Source organism: Actinopolyspora biskrensis (assembly GCF_013408175.1).
Taxonomy (GTDB): domain Bacteria; phylum Actinomycetota; class Actinomycetes; order Mycobacteriales; family Pseudonocardiaceae; genus Actinopolyspora; species Actinopolyspora biskrensis.
Window position 1 is genome coordinate 251,927 of sequence record NZ_JACBYW010000007.1, and the last position, 15,967, is coordinate 267,893.

A 15,967-nucleotide genomic window follows, 5' to 3' on the forward strand; every position below is an offset into this window, starting at 1 on the left:
AAGGAACGGTAGGTGGTGTCGGCGTTCCGAGACGGGGCTTATCGTTTCCTGCGTGTCCAATCCTGATATCTCGGGCGCCCGCAGGAACCAGACCTACAAGCACCGAGTGGTCGGTTGGCCGGTCGCCGGGCTGATTCTGCTCGGCATGTGCGGGCTGGCCATGCTCGGTATCGCCACGGCCCGAGTGGGGTACGTGGCCGCTGTGGTCGGGGCCCTCGCGGCGCTGCTGCCGGTCGCCGTGGTGTTCGGCGCGATCGTGTGGATCGACCGCTGGGAGCCCGAACCGCCGATGCTGCTCGTCGGCGCGTTCCTGTGGGGAGCGGGGGGCGCCACCGCCTGCGCCTTCATGCTGAACGACGCGATGACCGGCTTCGGCGAGGTGCTGTTCGACGGCACCTTCCAGGAACACTTCGCCCTGGTGGTCACGGCCCCGATAGTGGAGGAGGCCGCCAAGTCGTTGTTCGTGATCGCGCTGTGGTTCCGGCGCCGTTCCGAGTTCAACGGCATGGTGGACGGGATCGTCTACGCGGCGTTGACCGCCGCGGGCTTCGCGTTCATCGAGAACATCTTCTACTTCGGCAAGGCCTTCGCGCAGACCGGGCTCGGGGACATGAGCGGGGGCGTGGTCGCGGTTTTCGTGCTGAGAGGGCTGCTCGCCCCGTTCTCGCACCCGCTTTTCACGACGATGGCCGGTATCGGGGTCGGTCTGGCCACCAGGACGCGCAGTTCCCGGATGCGGACGTTCTGGCCACTGCTGGGGTTCCTGGCCGCGGTGCTGCTGCACGCCGTGTGGAACGGCTCCACGACGCTCGGTGGGGAGAGCTTCCTCAACGTCTATTTCGTGATCATGGTTCCCGTGTTCCTCGGGACGGGGGGACTGGTCGTCTGGCAGCGCAAGAGGGAGCAGCGCATCGTGGCCCAGCAGCTGCCCGCGCTGCAGCGTGCAGGGCTGATCGTGCCCAGCGAGCTGGAGATGCTGGCCAGTCTGTCCGAAAGGCGCGGCTGGAAGCGCAAGGTACGCCGCAACGCCGGGCCGGAGGCGGCCAAGGCGGTGCAGGACTACCAGATAGCGGTCACGGAACTGGCCTTTCTGCAGCACCGCGCGCGGCGCGGGAACACGACCAGTGCGATGCGCAGGCAGCGCCGTGAGAAGCTGATCGCGGACCTGAAGGAGGCGCGCCGTTCGGCGAGCGGATCGCAGGAGGCCATCCGGACCGCGCGGATCAAGTTGGACGAGCTGACCAGGATGAACGTCCGGCGGCCCTCCGAGGAGTGATGGAATTTTCGGCGCCGGGAGTGCCGAGGAAGGACCCGAGCCAACCGACGGCTCGGCCGGAGAACACCGGTGAGCCGTCCTCCTCGCCCGCGGGCGTGTGTTTTTCGCCACCGTCGCTCGCTGCGGTCGTGGCGGCGTCACGTGGCTCTCACCACCTTGTGGGCACACGAGGGCGTTTCCGGAGTTACTCTCGCGGCGCTGTCCGGTACCCGGTACGGGACTGGAACGGTAGGAGGATTGGTCGACGTGTCCGCTGATCGGCACGGTAGCCGTTCCGACAGAACGGCGGAGAATTCCCCGCGGGGCAGTGGTGCCGCGCGTCCCAGGCTGCGAATCGGCGTGATCTCGGCCGGACGTGTCGGCAGCGTTCTCGGCGCGGCGCTGCGCGGGGTCAACCACGAGATAGGCGCGGTTTCGGCCGTCTCGGACGCGGCGTTGGCAAGAGCCGCCGAGTTGTTGCCCTCGGTTCCGGTGCGGAGCCCGGACGAGGTGGCCGAGCAGGCCGATCTGGTGCTGCTCGCCGTGCCGGACGACGCGCTGGCCGGGTTGGTGCGGGGACTGGTCGGGACGGGTTCGCTGCGTTCCGGGCAGATAGTGGTGCACACCTCGGGGGCGCACGGTGCCGAGGTGCTCGAGCCGGCGGCCGAGGTGGGAGCCCTTCCGATAGCGCTGCATCCGGCCATGACCTTCACGGGCAAACCCGAGGACCTGGAGCGACTCGGTACGGCCTGCATGGCGGTTACCGCGCGGGCGGACGACGAGGTGGGGTTCAGCGTCGGCACGGCGCTCGCGGTCGAGATGGGGGCCGAGCCCGTCCGGGTCCCGGAAGATGCCAGGAAGCTTTACCACGCGGCGCTGACTCACGGGGCCAATCATCTGGTCACCCTGGTCAACGAGTGTGCCCAGCTGTTGCGCTCCTCCGGGGTCGAAACTCCCGACCGCGTGCTGGGGCCCATTCTGTCCGCCGCGTTGGACAACGCGCTGCGTTACGGCGACCGGGGGCTGACCGGGCCGGTTTCCCGTGGGGACGCCGGAACGGTGCGAGCCCACCTCGAGGTGCTCGGGAGCTCGGAGCCGGACGCGGTGGCGAGCTACGTGCAACTGGCCAGGCGCACGGCCGAGCGGGCCGTTCGTTCGGGAATGCTGCGTTCGGACGACGCGGTGGGTGTTAACGAGGTACTCGACGGGGGTTGGCAATGAGCGCACCGGACGATTCGGTCGGTTCCGAGGGGGTCGGCGCGGGCCCCGGTTTCACGCCGCGCGAGGTCACGGTGCACCGGTACCCCGAGCAGATCGCCAAGGTGACGCGGGCGTTGCGCGCCACCGGGCGCAAGGTCGTGCTGGTGCCGACGATGGGCGCCCTGCACGAGGGGCATCTGGAGCTGGTCCGCGCCGCGCGTCGGGTTCCGAACAGCGTGACCGTGGTCTCGATCTTCGTCAACCCGCTGCAGTTCGGTCCGGACGAGGACTTCGACAGCTATCCGCGCTCTTTCGACTCCGATGTCGAAGCGCTCGGCCGGGAGGGCGTGGAACTCGTGTTCTCCCCGGGGCGTGACGAGCTCTACGGTTCCGACCCGCAGATCACGGTGGACGCGGGGGGACCGGGGCGTGACCTGGAGGGGGCCAGCAGGCCCGGTCACTTCGGCGGGGTGCTGACGGTGGTGGCCAAGCTGCTCAACGTCGTCGGCCCGAACCTGGCCCTGTTCGGGGAGAAGGACTATCAGCAGCTGGTGCTGCTGCGCCGGATGGCCCGCGAACTGAACTTCCCCACCGACATCCAGGGGGTGCCGATCGTGCGGGAGTCCGACGGACTGGCGCTGTCCTCGCGGAACCGTTACCTCGACGAGCGACAGCGCTCCGCCGCCCTGGTGCTGTCGGCGGCGCTGACCGCGGGCGCGCACGCAGGTCCCCGGGGACCGGAGGCCGTGCTCGCCGCCGCGCGCGAGGTGCTGGCCACCGAACCGGAGGTGGAGGTCGACTACCTCCAGCTGCGCGATCCCGAGCTCGGACCGGCCCCGGACGAGGGGGAGGCCCGGTTGCTGGTGGCTGCCGCGGTGGGGGGTACCAGGTTGCTCGACAACGCCCTGGTCGAGCTGAGCGCGACCGAAGCGGAGTGAGGACGGGAGTCCACGGGTCGGGGACGAGCCCGGCGAGCGCGGGGCCCCGGGAAGGGGGTCCCGACCTCCCGGGGGCGGTCGTCCTCGGTACGGGCCCTGGAACTCGGGAAGGAAAGTGCCGATGTTTCGCACCATGCTCAAGTCCAAGATCCACCGTGCCACCGTCACGCAGGCGGATCTGCACTACGTCGGATCGGTGACCATAGATGCCGCGCTGATGGAGGCCGCCGACCTGCTCGACGGTGAGCAGGTCACGATAGTCGACGTGACCAACGGCGCGCGGCTGGAGACCTACGCGATCACGGGGGAGCGGGATTCCGGTGTGCTCGGTATCAACGGGGCCGCGGCACATTTGGTTCACCCCGGTGACCTGGTGATTCTGATCGCGTACGGGATGATGGACGATTCGGAGGCCCGGACGTTTCGCCCGCGGGTTCTGTTCGTCGATTCCGAGAACCGTGTCGCCGAGACCGGGGGGGATCCCGCGCACGCCCCGATCGGTTCGGGGCTGGGCAGTTCGGGCGTTTCCGGGAGCGGAACGGGCCCGTCGGCCTGAGCGGCGTTTTCGGGGCGTGAAGTCGACCACCGGTGTCCGCGCGGTGGTCGAAGCGAAGGAAGGGAAGCAACGGTGCTGCTCGCCATCGATGTAGGCAACACCAACATCGTGTTGGGACTCTACGAGGACGCCCCCGACGACGAGTCCGAGCGGGGAACCGGCTCGGCGCGGAAGCCGAAGGCGCAGGCCCGGCTGGTCCGGGACTGGCGGATGCGGACCGAACCGAGGATGACCGCCGACGAGCTGGCGTTCACCATGCGCGGGTTGCTCGGCGACTACGTCGACAAGATCACCGGTATCTCCGCGTTGTCCACGGTCCCCACGCTGCTGCGCGAGCTGCGGGTGATGCTCGGCAGGAACTGGGAGGACGTTCCGCGGGTCGTGGTTGAGCCCGGGGTGCGCACGGGTGTCCCGCTGCTGGTCGACAATCCCAAGGAAGTGGGAGCGGACCGGGTGATCAACACGCTCGCCGCGCACCACCTGTACGCCACGAACTGCGTCGTGGTGGATTTCGGCACCTCGACCAACATCGACGCCATCTCGGCGAAGGGGGAGTTCCTCGGAGGGGCTTTCGCTCCGGGGGTGGAGATCTCCCTGGACGCGCTCGCGTCGCGTGCCGCCCAGTTGCGCAAGGTCGAGTTGGCCAGGCCGCGTTCGGTCATCGGCAAGAACACCGTCGAGTGCCTGCAGTCCGGCTTGCTCTTCGGGTTCGCGGGCCAGGTGGACGGGCTCGTCCGCAGCATCGTGTCCGAGCTGGAGGAAACCCACGGCGGGCCCACCACGGTGCTGGCCACGGGTGGGCTGGCGCCCTTGGTGATCAGCGAGTCGCACACGATCTCGTGCCACGTTCCCGAGCTGACGCTCCTCGGGTTGCGGCTGGTGTTCGACCGCAACATGGAGTAAATGGGTCGGCGGCTCGGTTTGCTCGGGTGCTCCCGTGGGGGAACCTCAGCCGGGGGCCCGCTGCGGGATCCCCGACATCGGGTAGCGGCCTGCACAACTTCGGGGCCGTCCTCGCGAGACCCACGCCTGAGAACCCCCGGCGGTGCCGGTGGCGAGCGCGGGGCGTGAGCGGTTGGGCCGCTTGCCCTCCCCGCCTTGCGACGCTTCTGGCTCGCGCACCGGATCTCCGCGGCCTGCACTGGTTGAAGCACCGGCGCCGGACGGAGCCTCTCGCCGGAAGTTCCTGCTGCTGCCGGCCCGGCCGAGCGAGGCCCGCCCAAGCCGCGCGAGCACCGGGGCGCGTGCCGGGCGCGGGGTGGCCCTGGTCGTCCCCTCCTGCCGCAGTGTCCCGCCGGACGGGCCCGTACCCTGGTAAACCGTGAATGACCAGGATCAATCAAGTCACGTCGACGGAGCCGAAGACCTGCCGGAACAGCTGCGGGTGCGTAGGGAGAAGCGGCAGCGGCTGCTTTCCGAGGGAAACGATCCCTATCCTGTCGCGTTGCCGATCACGCACTCCCTCGCCCAGGTGCGGGCCGCGCACCCGGACCTGCCCGTGGACACTTCGACCGGCGATCGGGTCGGCATCGCCGGGCGGGTGATGTTCCTGCGGAACACCGGCAAGCTCTGTTTCGCCACGCTGCGCGGTGGTGACGGTACCGAGTTGCAGGCCATGCTCAGTCGCAACGAGGTCGGCCAGCAGCAGCTGTCCGAGTGGAAGTCGGACGTCGATCTGGGGGATCACGTGTTCGTGGCCGGGGAGGTGATCACTTCCCGCCGCGGTGAGCTTTCCGTGCTGGCCGACGAGTGGCGCATGGCGGCCAAGTCCCTGCGCCCGCTGCCCGTCGCCCACAAGGAACTCACCGAGGAGAACCGGGTACGCCAGCGCTACGTGGACCTGCTGGTTCGGCGGCAGGCCGCCGAGACCGTGCGCACGAGGGCGGCGACGTTGCGTTCGTTGCGGAACTCCTTCGAGCGGCGCGACTACCTCGAGGTCGAGACACCGATGCTGCAGACCCTGCAGGGTGGTGCCGCGGCTCGGCCGTTCGTGACCTACTCGAATGCCTTGGACATGGATCTGTACCTGAGGATCGCTCCGGAGCTGTTCCTCAAGCGGTGCGTGGTCGGCGGCATGGAGAAAGTCTTCGAGATCAACCGCAACTTTCGCAACGAGGGGAGTGATTCTTCCCACTCCCCGGAGTTCGCGATGCTCGAGTTTTACGAGGCCTACTCGGATTACAACGGGATGGCCGAGCTCACGCGCGGGCTGATTCAGGAAGCGGCCCAGTCCTTGTTCGGCACTCAGACGGTGACTTGGTCGGACGGATCGGAGTACGACCTTTCCGGCCAGTGGGCGAACATTCCGATGTACGGATCGCTTTCCGAGGCGCTGGGTTTCGAGGTCACTCCCGAAACCACGGTGGAAACGCTGCGTAAGCACGCCGAAAGCGTCGGTTTGTCCGACCTCGACCCGAGCTTCGGGCACGGCAAGCTGGTCGAGGAACTCTGGGAGCACCTGGTCGGCAATCACTTGTACGAACCCACATTCGTGCGGGACTTTCCGCTGGATACGGCTCCACTGACCCGGCAGCACCGCGAGCATTCGGGGATGGCGGAGAAATGGGATCTCTATGTCCGCGGTTTTGAACTGGCCACCGGTTACTCGGAGCTCGTCGATCCGGTAATCGAGCGGCAGCGCCTCGAGGAACAGGCGCGGTTGGCCTCGGCCGGGGACGAGGAGGCCATGCCCGTGGACGAGGACTTTCTCCGGGCCCTGGAGTACGGAATGCCCCCGACCGGGGGCGTGGGAATGGGTATCGACCGCTTGTTGATGGCTTTGACGGGGCTCGGTATCCGGGAGACCATACTGTTCCCCCTCGTTCGACCGGAATGACGGATCCGGCCCCTTCGGGACCCGGCCGAGTTCAAAATTTCTTCGGCGGGGTGAGTGCGACTCCGGCTTTGCTGCGCTAACCTTGCTGATGAGAATGAAACGGTGACGATGTAATACCGGGCCCGAAGCGAGTCCTACTTCGCGGTACCCGTTCGGTATTGGCCCGGTTCCGAAGGAACCGGGCTGTGCTCCACGAAGGTTCGCGCGAGGGCATCGTCTCCCGAAGGGAATAGTCCGGGGAGGATCGGAAGAAGATGGCGCAGAAGGTAACCGTCCAGCTGGTGGATGACTTGGACGGCGGGGAAGCCGATGAAACGGTCGAGTTCGCCTTGGACGGCGTCTCTTACACGATCGACCTTTCCAACGAGAATGCGAGCGAGCTGCGCGAGGCGCTGAGCGGCTATCTGGCCGGTGCGCGCCGTGCGGGCGGGCGGAAGAAGCCGGGACCGCGCTCCGGTTCCTCGCGTTCGTCCTCCGCCTCCTCGGGCGGTTCCACCAGCGCGGACAGGGAACAAAACCAGGCGATTCGGGAATGGGCGCGCAAGCGCGGGATGAAGGTTTCGGACCGCGGACGCATCCCCGCCGACATCGTGGCCGAATACCACAAGGCGCACTGAACTCCCGGAAATCAGCAACGGCTCGGTTCGCCCGGCCCGCCGTCCGTCGGACGGGGGTCATCGGGATTCGGGTTCCGCCGGTAGACATCCGGCCGTTCCGCTGTGAATTCGGCGCTGGCCGGGTGCGCCCCGGTCGGACGGTGTCGCGTGTCGACACGTCGGAGCGCACCCGTACACCTGTGCCGGACTTCGTCCGGGGCTTCCTTTCTGCTCGAGGTGCCCAGCGCGGCAAGGTGCCACCTCACGTGCCGGTAGCCGACACCCCGAGCAAGCCGTGCCGCAGGGATCCGCGGCCTCTCACCGGGCGCGGTCCACACCGAACGCGTCGGCGAGATCGTCGAGAACGGCGTGCGCTCCGTGAAGCCCCACCGAGGTCATCCAGGTGAGGTCGTCGACCTCGTGCACTCGTCCCGTCAGCTTGCTCCACAGTGGGCTGGAGGTGAACTTCTTCCTGGCCTCGGAGGCCTCCCCGGCCTGGTCCGGGTACACGCTCAGGAAGATGTGCTCCGCGTCGAGCTCCGGGATCCTTTCCTGGCTCAGGTTCACGGCGATGCCGTCGCCGGTCGGCTGCCCCTGCGGGCGAGCCAGCCCGGTGTCGTCCTGCACGATCCCGGGGAAGGATTCCGCGCTGTACAGGCGGACGGTCGGTTCCCCGGCGAAGCGGACGATCGACATCGTCGGATTGTGTCCGGCCTTCGCGCGGATGTTGTCCCCGACGGTTTCCGCGCGTTGTTCGTAGGCGTCCAGCCTGCGTCGTGCCAGCTTCTCCTTGCCGAGCGCTCGGCCGGTGAGCAGCAGGTTCTGCTTCCACGTTCCTCCCGTGGTCCTGCTGAACACAGTCGGGGTGATTTCGGAGAGCTGGTCGTAGAGCTTTTCGTGCCGGACCTTCGCCGAGAGGATGAGGTCCGGGTCGGTCGCTACGACCTTCTCCAGGTCGGGTTCGCTCAGACTGCCCACCCTGCGTGCCTGGTCCCCGTACTCGCGGCGGTCCTCTCCCAGGTACTCGGGCAGTTCCTTCCGCCCCCCGAAGGTCGTGTATCCCACGACTTCGGTGTCCAGGGCCATGACCGCGCTCGTGAAACTCGCGTCCAGTGCGACGACGCGTTTCGGGGTGCCCGTGATGTCGGTCGTTCCCATCGCGTGTTCGACGGTGCGGTCCGCTCCGGAGCTCCCCCCGCTTCCGGAACCGGTTGATCCGCCACCGCACGCGCTCAGACCGAGCACGGGCAGTGTTCCCGCGGCGGTCAGTGCCGTTCGCAGCAAATCGCGTCTCGTTCGTGTGACTTCCGACATCGGTGTCCCTCCCCGTTTCGTTTAGGCTTAGGTGGGCCTAACCTAAGTGCGGGTAACCTAAGCGAATCAGGGTCGGAGAGCCAAGGGAGTGGGATTTGAGTCGCAGTTTGGCCGACCGGAACTCGCGGCACTCGGACACCGGCTCGTCCCGTTCCCGGCAGGGGGACGACCCCGCTCCGGAAACGGAGCACTCCCCCAGAACCCCGGTGGACCGGCTGAGCAACCGCAGGCGCAGGAGACTGATCGGCATCGCCCTGCTCGGTACGCTGCTACTGGCCAGCTGTGTGCTGAGCATCCTCATCGGAGCCAAGCTCATATCGCCGGACGCCGTGCTGCGGGCGCTGCTGTCCACCACGCGGACCGAGAACCACGTGATCGTCTACGACTTGCGCATCCCTCGCACGATCGTGGGAGTGCTCGCGGGATCGGCGCTCGGCCTGGCCGGCGCCCTGATGCAGGGCTACACCAGGAACCCGATCGCGGGCCCCAGCGTTCTCGGCATCACCCAGGGAGCGGGGCTGGCCGTCGTGCTGGCCGTTTTCACGCTGGGAATCACCGGAATGCTGGGATTCGTGTGGTTCAGCTTCGGTGGTGCCCTGCTCAGTGCCCTCGCGGTGTTCGCGATCGGCTCCTTCGGGAGAGGAGGAGCCACCCCGGTGGCGCTGGCGCTGGCCGGAGCGGCGATCAGCGCGCTGCTGCAGGCGCTCACCTCGGCCCTGGTGCTGCTCGACCGGCAGAGCATGGACGTCTACCGGTTCTGGAAGGTCGGTTCCATCGCGATCAGCGACATGACCGTCATCAGCCAGGTGGTGCCCTTCCTGCTGCTGGGACTGCTGCTGGGGCTGGCGAGCGCGCCCGGGTTGAACGCGCTCTCGCTCGGAGACGACATGGCCGCCGCGCTCGGGCACAACGTGACGCGGACCAGAACGGTGGGGGTGGCCGCGATAGCCGTGCTCGTCGGTAGCGCCGTGGCCCTGTGCGGACCGATCAGCTTCGTCGGGCTCGTCGTCCCGCACATAGCCAGGTACTTCTCGGGACCCGATCACCGCTGGTTGCTGCCCTTCGCGGCCCTGACGGGAGCGTGCCTGGTCCTGCTCGCCGATCTCGTCGGCCGAATCGTGGCCAGGCCCTCCGAGATCCAGGTCGGTGTGATGCTGGCGATGATCGGCGCTCCGTTCTTCATCGCGCTCGTGCGGCGCAGGAGGCTGATGCGACTGTGAAGGCGCTGGCGGAAACTTCCCCCGCGCGCACCTCCGCGACGCGGGTTCCGGGACGCAGACCGCTGCGGCTGGGGCCGGTCTCCACGGTGCTGCGGCCCCGTCCCCTGCTGGTGCTGTTCGCGGGCCTGCTCGCCCTGCTGGTGGTGTTCGCCTGCGACCTCGCCCTGGGCGACTACCCGATCACCCCGGTCGGAGTGCTGCGCACCCTGTTCGGCGGCGGCGACACCGGCGAGTCCCTCGTGGTCTTCCAACTGCGGCTCCCCAGGGGGCTGACGGGACTGCTCGTCGGGGCGGCGCTCGGGCTCGCCGGTGCCGTCACCCAGGCCGTGGTGCGGAACCCCCTGGCCAGCCCGGACCTGCTCGGCGTCACGGCGGGAGCGGGGGCCGCCGCTTCGGCGGTGATCGTGACCGGGGGAGCGCTGGGCGGTATCAGCGGTTTCGCCGCGAGCGTGGGGTTGCCCGTGGTCGCCCTGCTCGGCGGGTTGATCACCGGTGTGCTCGTGGCGCTGCTGTCCTACCGGAGCGGTGTGGACTCCTTCCGGCTGGTGCTGGTCGGCATCGGCATGAACGCCATGATGGTCAACGCGACGCTGTGGCTGCTCACCATGGGCGAGGTGCAGGACGCGGGACGGGCCATGGTCTGGCTCACCGGGAGTCTCAACGCGCGTGGCTGGGAGAACGTCGTTCCGGTCGCGCTGTCCCTGGCGGTCCTCGTGCCCGTGACGCTGCTCGGCTGCCACGTTCTCGGAGCGCTGCAGTTCGACGACGACACGATGCACGGGCTCGGGGTGCGGGTGACCACGGCGCGCGCGGCCATGCTGCTCAGCGCCGCCGTGCTCGCCTCGCTGGCGACCGCGGCCGCGGGGCCGATCGCTTTCGTGGCGTTGTCCACCCCACAGATAGCCCTCCGGTTGGCGGGCACGGCGCGACCGCCACTGGTGCTTTCGATGCTGCTGGGCGCGACGTTGGTCGTCGGGGCCGACCTGATCGCGCGCACGGTTTTCGGCTCGCTGGCGCTTCCCGTGGGAGTGGTCACGGCCGTGCTCGGCGCGCCCTACCTGATTTACCTGCTCGTCCACCGGTACCGGGAGGTTCGGACATGACCGCAGCGCACACCGCGAGTGAGACCTCCGAGCGCGTCGAACCGCTGAACTCGGAAGGCGGGCGGGCGGACTCCGCGGACAGCGGGACCACCAGTCGCCTGAGCGCGCGCGGCGTCTCGTTGGCCTACGGGGAACGGGTCGTGGTCGACGGGCTGGACCTCGATGTCCTCGACGGGGGCATAACCGGTGTGATCGGTCCGAACGGTTGCGGCAAGTCCACGCTGCTGCGTGCGCTGGGCAGGCTGCTCCAGCCGAGGAGCGGCAGTGTCCTGCTGGACGGCAAGCGGATCCACCGGATGTCGACGAAGGAGGTCGCCCGCACTCTCGGACTGCTTCCGCAGACCCCCTCGGCCCCCGAGGGGCTGTGCGTGGCCGACCTGGTCGCGCGGGGCAGGCACCCGCACCAGACCTGGTACCGTCAGTGGTCCTCCGACGACGAGTCGGCAGTGGCGGAGGCCCTGGAGCTGACGGGGATCGGGGATCTGGCCGAGCGTCCCGTGGACGAGCTGTCCGGGGGGCAGCGGCAGCGTGCCTGGCTGTCCATGGCGCTGGCACAGCACACGGATCTGCTGCTGCTGGACGAACCGACCACCTACCTGGACCTGTCCCACCAGGTGGACGTGCTGGAGTTGATCGGGAGGCTCCACGCCGAGAGCGGACGCACCGTGGTCATGGTGCTGCACGACCTCAACTTCGCCGCCAGGTACGCGGACCGTCTGGTTGCCATGGTCGACGGGCGGGTCGCCGCGGAGGGGGCGCCGGAGGAGGTCGTGACCGAGCGGCTGCTGGAAGAGGTGTTCGACCTGAGGGCGCGTGTGGTTCCGGACCCGGTGGTGGGTACTCCCATGGTGGTTCCGGTTGGCGGCCGCGGCTCTCGAGAGGCCGGGACGGAGGGATCCGTCGCGGAAAGCGCTGATCCGGAAGAGTGACTTTCCGGTGCGGAAACCGCCTTGTTCGCGCTCGGCGGACACCCCGCAGCGGCTTGTTTCCGAATGGAATGTCGCAGTTCAGCGCGCTGTTAGGCACAGTGAACGAAGCGTTGTCGAAAAGTGGGCTGTGAGCCGGACCGGCCCTGAACGGGCCGTGGCTACTAGAGTGGAGCTCAGAGTGCTGAACCCATCGCGGGCATAGGCGTGAGCAGGAGCCGTGCCCGGTACGAGACCGCCGGCGCAGCAGTCAGGGAGTGCGAATGTTCGAGAGGTTCACCGACCGCGCGAGGCGGGTGGTTGTCCTGGCCCAGGAGGAGGCCAGGATGCTCAACCACAACTACATCGGCACCGAGCACATTCTCCTGGGTCTGATCCACGAGGGTGAGGGTGTCGCCGCCAAGGCGCTGGAATCGTTGGGTATCGCCCTCGAGGGCGTACGCCAGCAGGTCGAGGAGATCATCGGCCAGGGCCAGCAGGCCCCCAGTGGCCACATCCCCTTCACCCCGAGGGCCAAGAAGGTTCTGGAGCTGTCGCTGAGGGAGGCGCTCCAGCTCGGGCACAACTACATCGGTACCGAGCACATCCTGCTCGGCCTGATCCGTGAGGGTGAGGGTGTCGCCGCGCAGGTGCTGGTCAAACTGGGCGCGGATCTCAACCGGGTACGTCAGCAGGTGTTGCAGCTGCTGTCCGGCTACCAGGGCAAGGAACCGGCCGAGGCCGGTGGCCGCAGCGAGGGGACCCCGTCCTCCTCGCTGGTGCTGGATCAGTTCGGGCGCAACCTCACCCAGAGTGCCCGCGAGTCGAAGCTCGACCCCGTGATCGGCAGGAACACCGAGGTCGAGCGCATCATGCAGGTGCTGTCCCGGCGCACCAAGAACAACCCCGTGCTCATCGGCGAGGCCGGTGTCGGCAAGACGGCGGTTGTCGAGGGGCTGGCACAGCAGATCGTCAAGGGCGAGGTCCCCGAGACGCTGAAGGAGAAGCAGCTCTACACGCTCGACCTCGGCTCGCTCGTCGCGGGTTCGCGGTACCGCGGTGACTTCGAAGAGCGCCTGAAGAAGGTGCTCAAGGAGATCAAGACGCGTGGCGACATCATCCTGTTCATCGACGAGATCCACACTCTCGTCGGTGCGGGAGCGGCCGAAGGTGCGATAGACGCGGCCAGCATCCTCAAGCCGATGCTGGCCCGCGGTGAGCTGCAGACCATCGGGGCCACCACGCTGGAGGAGTACCGCAAGAACGTCGAGAAGGACGCTGCCCTCGAACGCCGGTTCCAGCCGATCCAGGTCGGCGAGCCCTCGCTCGAGCACGCCGTGGAGATCCTCAAGGGACTGCGGGACCGCTACGAGGCGCACCACAGGGTGTCCATCACCGACTCCGCGCTGTCCGCGGCCGCGAGCCTGGCCGACCGCTACATCAACGACCGGTACTTGCCGGACAAGGCGATCGACCTGCTCGACGAGGCCGGAGCGCGGATGCGCATCCGCCGGATGACCGCTCCGCCGGACCTGCGCGAGTTCGACGAGAAGATCGCCGAGGTCCGCAGGGACAAGGAGTCCTCGATCGACGGTCAGGACTTCGAGCGGGCCGCGCGCCTGCGTGACGAGGAGAAGCAGCTCATCACGCAGAAGGAGGAGCGCGAGACGCAGTGGAAGGCCGGTGACCTGGACGTCGTGGCCGAGGTCGACGACGAGCAGATCGCCGAGGTGCTGGCCAACTGGACCGGCATCCCCGTCTTCCGCCTCACCGAGGAGGAGACCTCCAGGCTGCTGCGCATGGAGGAGGAGCTGCACAAGCGGATCATCGGCCAGGACGACGCGGTCAAGGCGGTGTCCCAGGCGATCCGCCGCACCCGTGCGGGGCTGAAGGATCCGCAGCGGCCTTCGGGCTCCTTCATCTTCGCCGGCCCCTCCGGTGTCGGGAAGACGGAGCTGTCCAAGTCGCTGGCCGAGTTCCTCTTCGGTGATGACAACGCACTCGTGCAGATCGACATGGGTGAGTACCACGACCGCTACACGGCTTCGCGCCTGTTCGGTGCTCCCCCGGGATACGTCGGCTACGAGGAGGGCGGTCAGCTCACCGAGAAGGTCCGCCGGAAGCCGTTCTCCGTGGTGCTGTTCGACGAGATCGAAAAGGCCCACCACGAGATCTACAACACGCTGCTGCAGGTGTTGGAGGACGGCAGGCTCACGGACGGCCAGGGCCGTGTCGTCGACTTCAAGAACACGGTGCTGATCTTCACCTCCAACCTCGGTACTTCGGACATCTCCAAGACCGTCGGGTTGGGCTTCTCCGGCAGTAACGAGCAGGAGACCAACTACGAGCGGATGAAGGCCAAGGTCAATGAGGAGATGAAGAAGCACTTCCGTCCGGAGTTCCTCAACAGGATCGACGACGTGATCATCTTCCACCAGCTGACCGAGGAAGAGATCGTCCGGATGGTCGACCTGCTCATCGGGCGTGTGGAAACCGCGCTCAAGAGCAAGGACATGTCCATCGAGTTGACCTCGAAGGCCAAGAAGCTGGTGGCCAAGAGGGGCTTCGACCCGGTGCTGGGTGCCCGGCCGCTGCGGCGCACCATTCAGCACGAGATCGAGGACAAGCTCTCCGAGAAGATCTTGTTCGGTGAGGTCGAGCCCGGTCAGATCGTGATCGTCGACGTCGAGGGCTGGGACGAAGAGGGCACGGAGGAGGAAGCTCGCTTCGTCTTCCGCGGCGAGAGCAAGCCCTCCACCGTGCCGGACGCTCCGCCGGTGGATCTGGCCGGATCGTCCGGTGGTTCCTCCACGGACCAGGACGACCAGTCCGAGGGCCCCGCCTCCTCGGAGTGACCCACTCGGATGGGCCGCCCGGCTCTCCACCGAGGGGACCGGGCGGCTTCTCCGCTGGCGGGTTCCGTGTCACGAGGCCCCGCACTCCTTCCCGGGAAGGGGTGCGGGGCCTTTTCGCGTCACTGGTGGCGCTCGCTGGTTCCCGCGGTGTCCGCGTTCCTGCGCACCTCCGATTCGGGAACGCGGTCCGGGGGTGGTCTGTCAGGATAAAAACCGTGACATCCCGCGGTGAGGAAGCGGAGGGAGAGCGTGCGCGCCGGGTTCGGCGGGTTCTGCACGTCCCCGTTCTGGCGGCCGCGGCCGTATCCGTTCCCGCCGTGTTCCTGGCCAGGCTGGACGGCCCCGTGGCGCTGGTCGGTTCGGTGCTGAACTGGTTGTCGATGCTGGTTCTGACCGGGGAGTCGGTTCTGCTGTTCTGGTCCAGCGACAATCGGCTGCGCTGGTTGCGGACCCACTGGTGGATGGTGCTGGTCACCCTGCTGACGATTCCCGCGGTGATTTTCGCCTTCGGGCCCGCCCAGGTGCTGCGTCTGGTCCGCGTGGTGGCTGCGGTGCAGCTCGTGCGCGTTGTCCGGCTGCTCAAGGTGGCGCGGGTGCTGCATCGGCGTGGTGGGAGCCTCGGTGGTTCGCTGTACGTACTGCTGGGGGTCGTGTTCGTGGCCGCGGGGGTGTTGCTGGGGGTCGTGCTCGCCGACGAGACCAGCACGACGCGGCGCACTGTGGACGCGATCGTGGACAGGTGGGGGTGGCCCGTTCCCCTGGGGGGAGTTGCGCTGATCTCGTCGTTGGTCGTCGGGCTGGTGGTGTGGCTGCGCCGGTGGCGTTCGAGGCGGAGCGGAACGGGAGTGCGGCCGCCGTCGGAGTCGTAGGACTTCGTCGGCCGGGATTGTTCGGCTCTGGGGTCGAGGGCGTAACCCCGTGTTGTGCTGGTGTTTGTGTGGTGGTGGGGGGTGGGTGTGTGGGGGTGTGGGTGGTGGGGGTAGTGTGGTGGTTGTCGGCACGGCGGGAATCGTTGTGGGGTTTTCGGGTTCTGTGTCGGTGGTTTCGGTGATTCTGGCGCTTCGGGGTGCCCCCGGTTTTGTGGGGGTGTTTTCGGGGTGTTAGGGTTTCTGGTGTTGTTTGGTTAATTGAGTTCGTTCTGGTGCCTGGTTTCTCCGGCGTGGCTGCGTGTTGTGCGTGGTGGTGTTGG

13 protein-coding genes are annotated in these 15,967 nt (G+C 67.8%); 12 read left to right on the forward strand and 1 reads right to left on the reverse strand.

The features are described 5' to 3' along the window. Positions 1–52 precede the first annotated feature (52 nt). From FHR84_RS18890 to FHR84_RS18920, 7 genes are all read left to right on the forward strand, one after another. Positions 53–1,276 carry a PrsW family intramembrane metalloprotease gene (locus tag FHR84_RS18890; protein ID WP_343075330.1) on the forward strand — a complete coding sequence of 408 codons (1,224 nt, stop codon included), beginning with the start codon at positions 53–55 and terminating at the stop codon, positions 1,274–1,276. Positions 1,277–1,522: 246 nt separating this feature from the next. After that, positions 1,523–2,476, forward strand: a complete 954-nt coding sequence (locus FHR84_RS18895) for a Rossmann-like and DUF2520 domain-containing protein (protein WP_425489961.1) — start codon at positions 1,523–1,525, stop codon at positions 2,474–2,476. Then, the gene (gene panC / locus FHR84_RS18900; protein WP_179536850.1) at positions 2,473–3,393 is read left to right on the forward strand and encodes a pantoate--beta-alanine ligase; all 921 of its coding nucleotides are present in this window, start codon (positions 2,473–2,475) and stop codon (positions 3,391–3,393) included. The genes FHR84_RS18895 and panC overlap by 4 nt, the downstream gene beginning before the upstream one ends. Before the next feature lie 121 nt (positions 3,394–3,514). Beyond that, positions 3,515–3,949 (forward strand): aspartate 1-decarboxylase, encoded by a 435-nt coding sequence (gene panD / locus FHR84_RS18905; protein WP_179536851.1) that lies wholly within the window; start codon positions 3,515–3,517, stop codon positions 3,947–3,949. A 72-nt stretch (positions 3,950–4,021) separates the two neighbouring features. After that, complete coding sequence (locus FHR84_RS18910; protein WP_179536852.1) at positions 4,022–4,852, forward strand: type III pantothenate kinase; 831 nt, start codon at positions 4,022–4,024, stop codon at positions 4,850–4,852. Between the two features lie 418 nt (positions 4,853–5,270). Further along, a complete protein-coding gene (lysS, locus tag FHR84_RS18915) occupies positions 5,271–6,785 on the forward strand; it encodes a lysine--tRNA ligase (protein ID WP_179536853.1) in 1,515 nt (504 codons plus the stop codon). A gap of 254 nt (positions 6,786–7,039) precedes the next feature. After that, positions 7,040–7,402 carry a histone-like nucleoid-structuring protein Lsr2 gene (locus tag FHR84_RS18920; RefSeq protein WP_179536854.1) on the forward strand — a complete coding sequence of 121 codons (363 nt, stop codon included), beginning with the start codon at positions 7,040–7,042 and terminating at the stop codon, positions 7,400–7,402. 297 nt (positions 7,403–7,699) lie between these two features. On the opposite strand, the gene FHR84_RS18925 is transcribed toward FHR84_RS18920, so the two are convergent. Beyond that, on the reverse strand, positions 7,700–8,665 hold the full coding sequence (locus FHR84_RS18925) for an ABC transporter substrate-binding protein (protein WP_246300771.1): 966 nt from the start codon (positions 8,663–8,665) through the stop codon (positions 7,700–7,702). A gap of 125 nt (positions 8,666–8,790) precedes the next feature. Between FHR84_RS18925 and FHR84_RS18930 the strand changes: the two genes are divergently transcribed. From FHR84_RS18930 to FHR84_RS18950, 5 genes are all read left to right on the forward strand, one after another. Continuing rightward, positions 8,791–9,915 (forward strand): FecCD family ABC transporter permease, encoded by a 1,125-nt coding sequence (locus FHR84_RS18930; protein ID WP_246300772.1) that lies wholly within the window; start codon positions 8,791–8,793, stop codon positions 9,913–9,915. Beyond that, complete coding sequence (locus FHR84_RS18935; protein ID WP_179536856.1) at positions 9,912–11,018, forward strand: iron chelate uptake ABC transporter family permease subunit; 1,107 nt, start codon at positions 9,912–9,914, stop codon at positions 11,016–11,018. The genes FHR84_RS18930 and FHR84_RS18935 overlap by 4 nt, the downstream gene beginning before the upstream one ends. Then, positions 11,015–11,947, forward strand: a complete 933-nt coding sequence (locus FHR84_RS18940; protein WP_218863259.1) for an ABC transporter ATP-binding protein — start codon at positions 11,015–11,017, stop codon at positions 11,945–11,947. Before FHR84_RS18935 ends, FHR84_RS18940 begins: the two co-directional genes overlap by 4 nt. A gap of 260 nt (positions 11,948–12,207) precedes the next feature. Next, entirely contained in the window at positions 12,208–14,778 is a 2,571-nt protein-coding gene (locus tag FHR84_RS18945) for an ATP-dependent Clp protease ATP-binding subunit (protein WP_179536857.1), read from the forward strand. Positions 14,779–14,993: 215 nt separating this feature from the next. Then, complete coding sequence (locus FHR84_RS18950; protein WP_179536858.1) at positions 14,994–15,647, forward strand: hypothetical protein; 654 nt, start codon at positions 14,994–14,996, stop codon at positions 15,645–15,647. Positions 15,648–15,967: the final 320 nt, after the last annotated feature.

Bases quoted from the DNA above. Each gene is read 5' to 3' on its own strand.
- panC (WP_179536850.1), top strand. From the start codon at position 2,473: ATGAGCGCACCGGACGATTCGGTCGGTTCCGAGGGGGTCGGCGCGGGC.
- FHR84_RS18945 (WP_179536857.1), top strand. From the start codon at position 12,208: ATGTTCGAGAGGTTCACCGACCGCGCGAGGCGGGTGGTTGTCCTGGCC.
- FHR84_RS18920 (WP_179536854.1), top strand. From the start codon at position 7,040: ATGGCGCAGAAGGTAACCGTCCAGCTGGTGGATGACTTGGACGGCGGG.
- FHR84_RS18940 (WP_218863259.1), top strand. From the start codon at position 11,015: ATGACCGCAGCGCACACCGCGAGTGAGACCTCCGAGCGCGTCGAACCG.
- panD (WP_179536851.1), top strand. From the start codon at position 3,515: ATGTTTCGCACCATGCTCAAGTCCAAGATCCACCGTGCCACCGTCACG.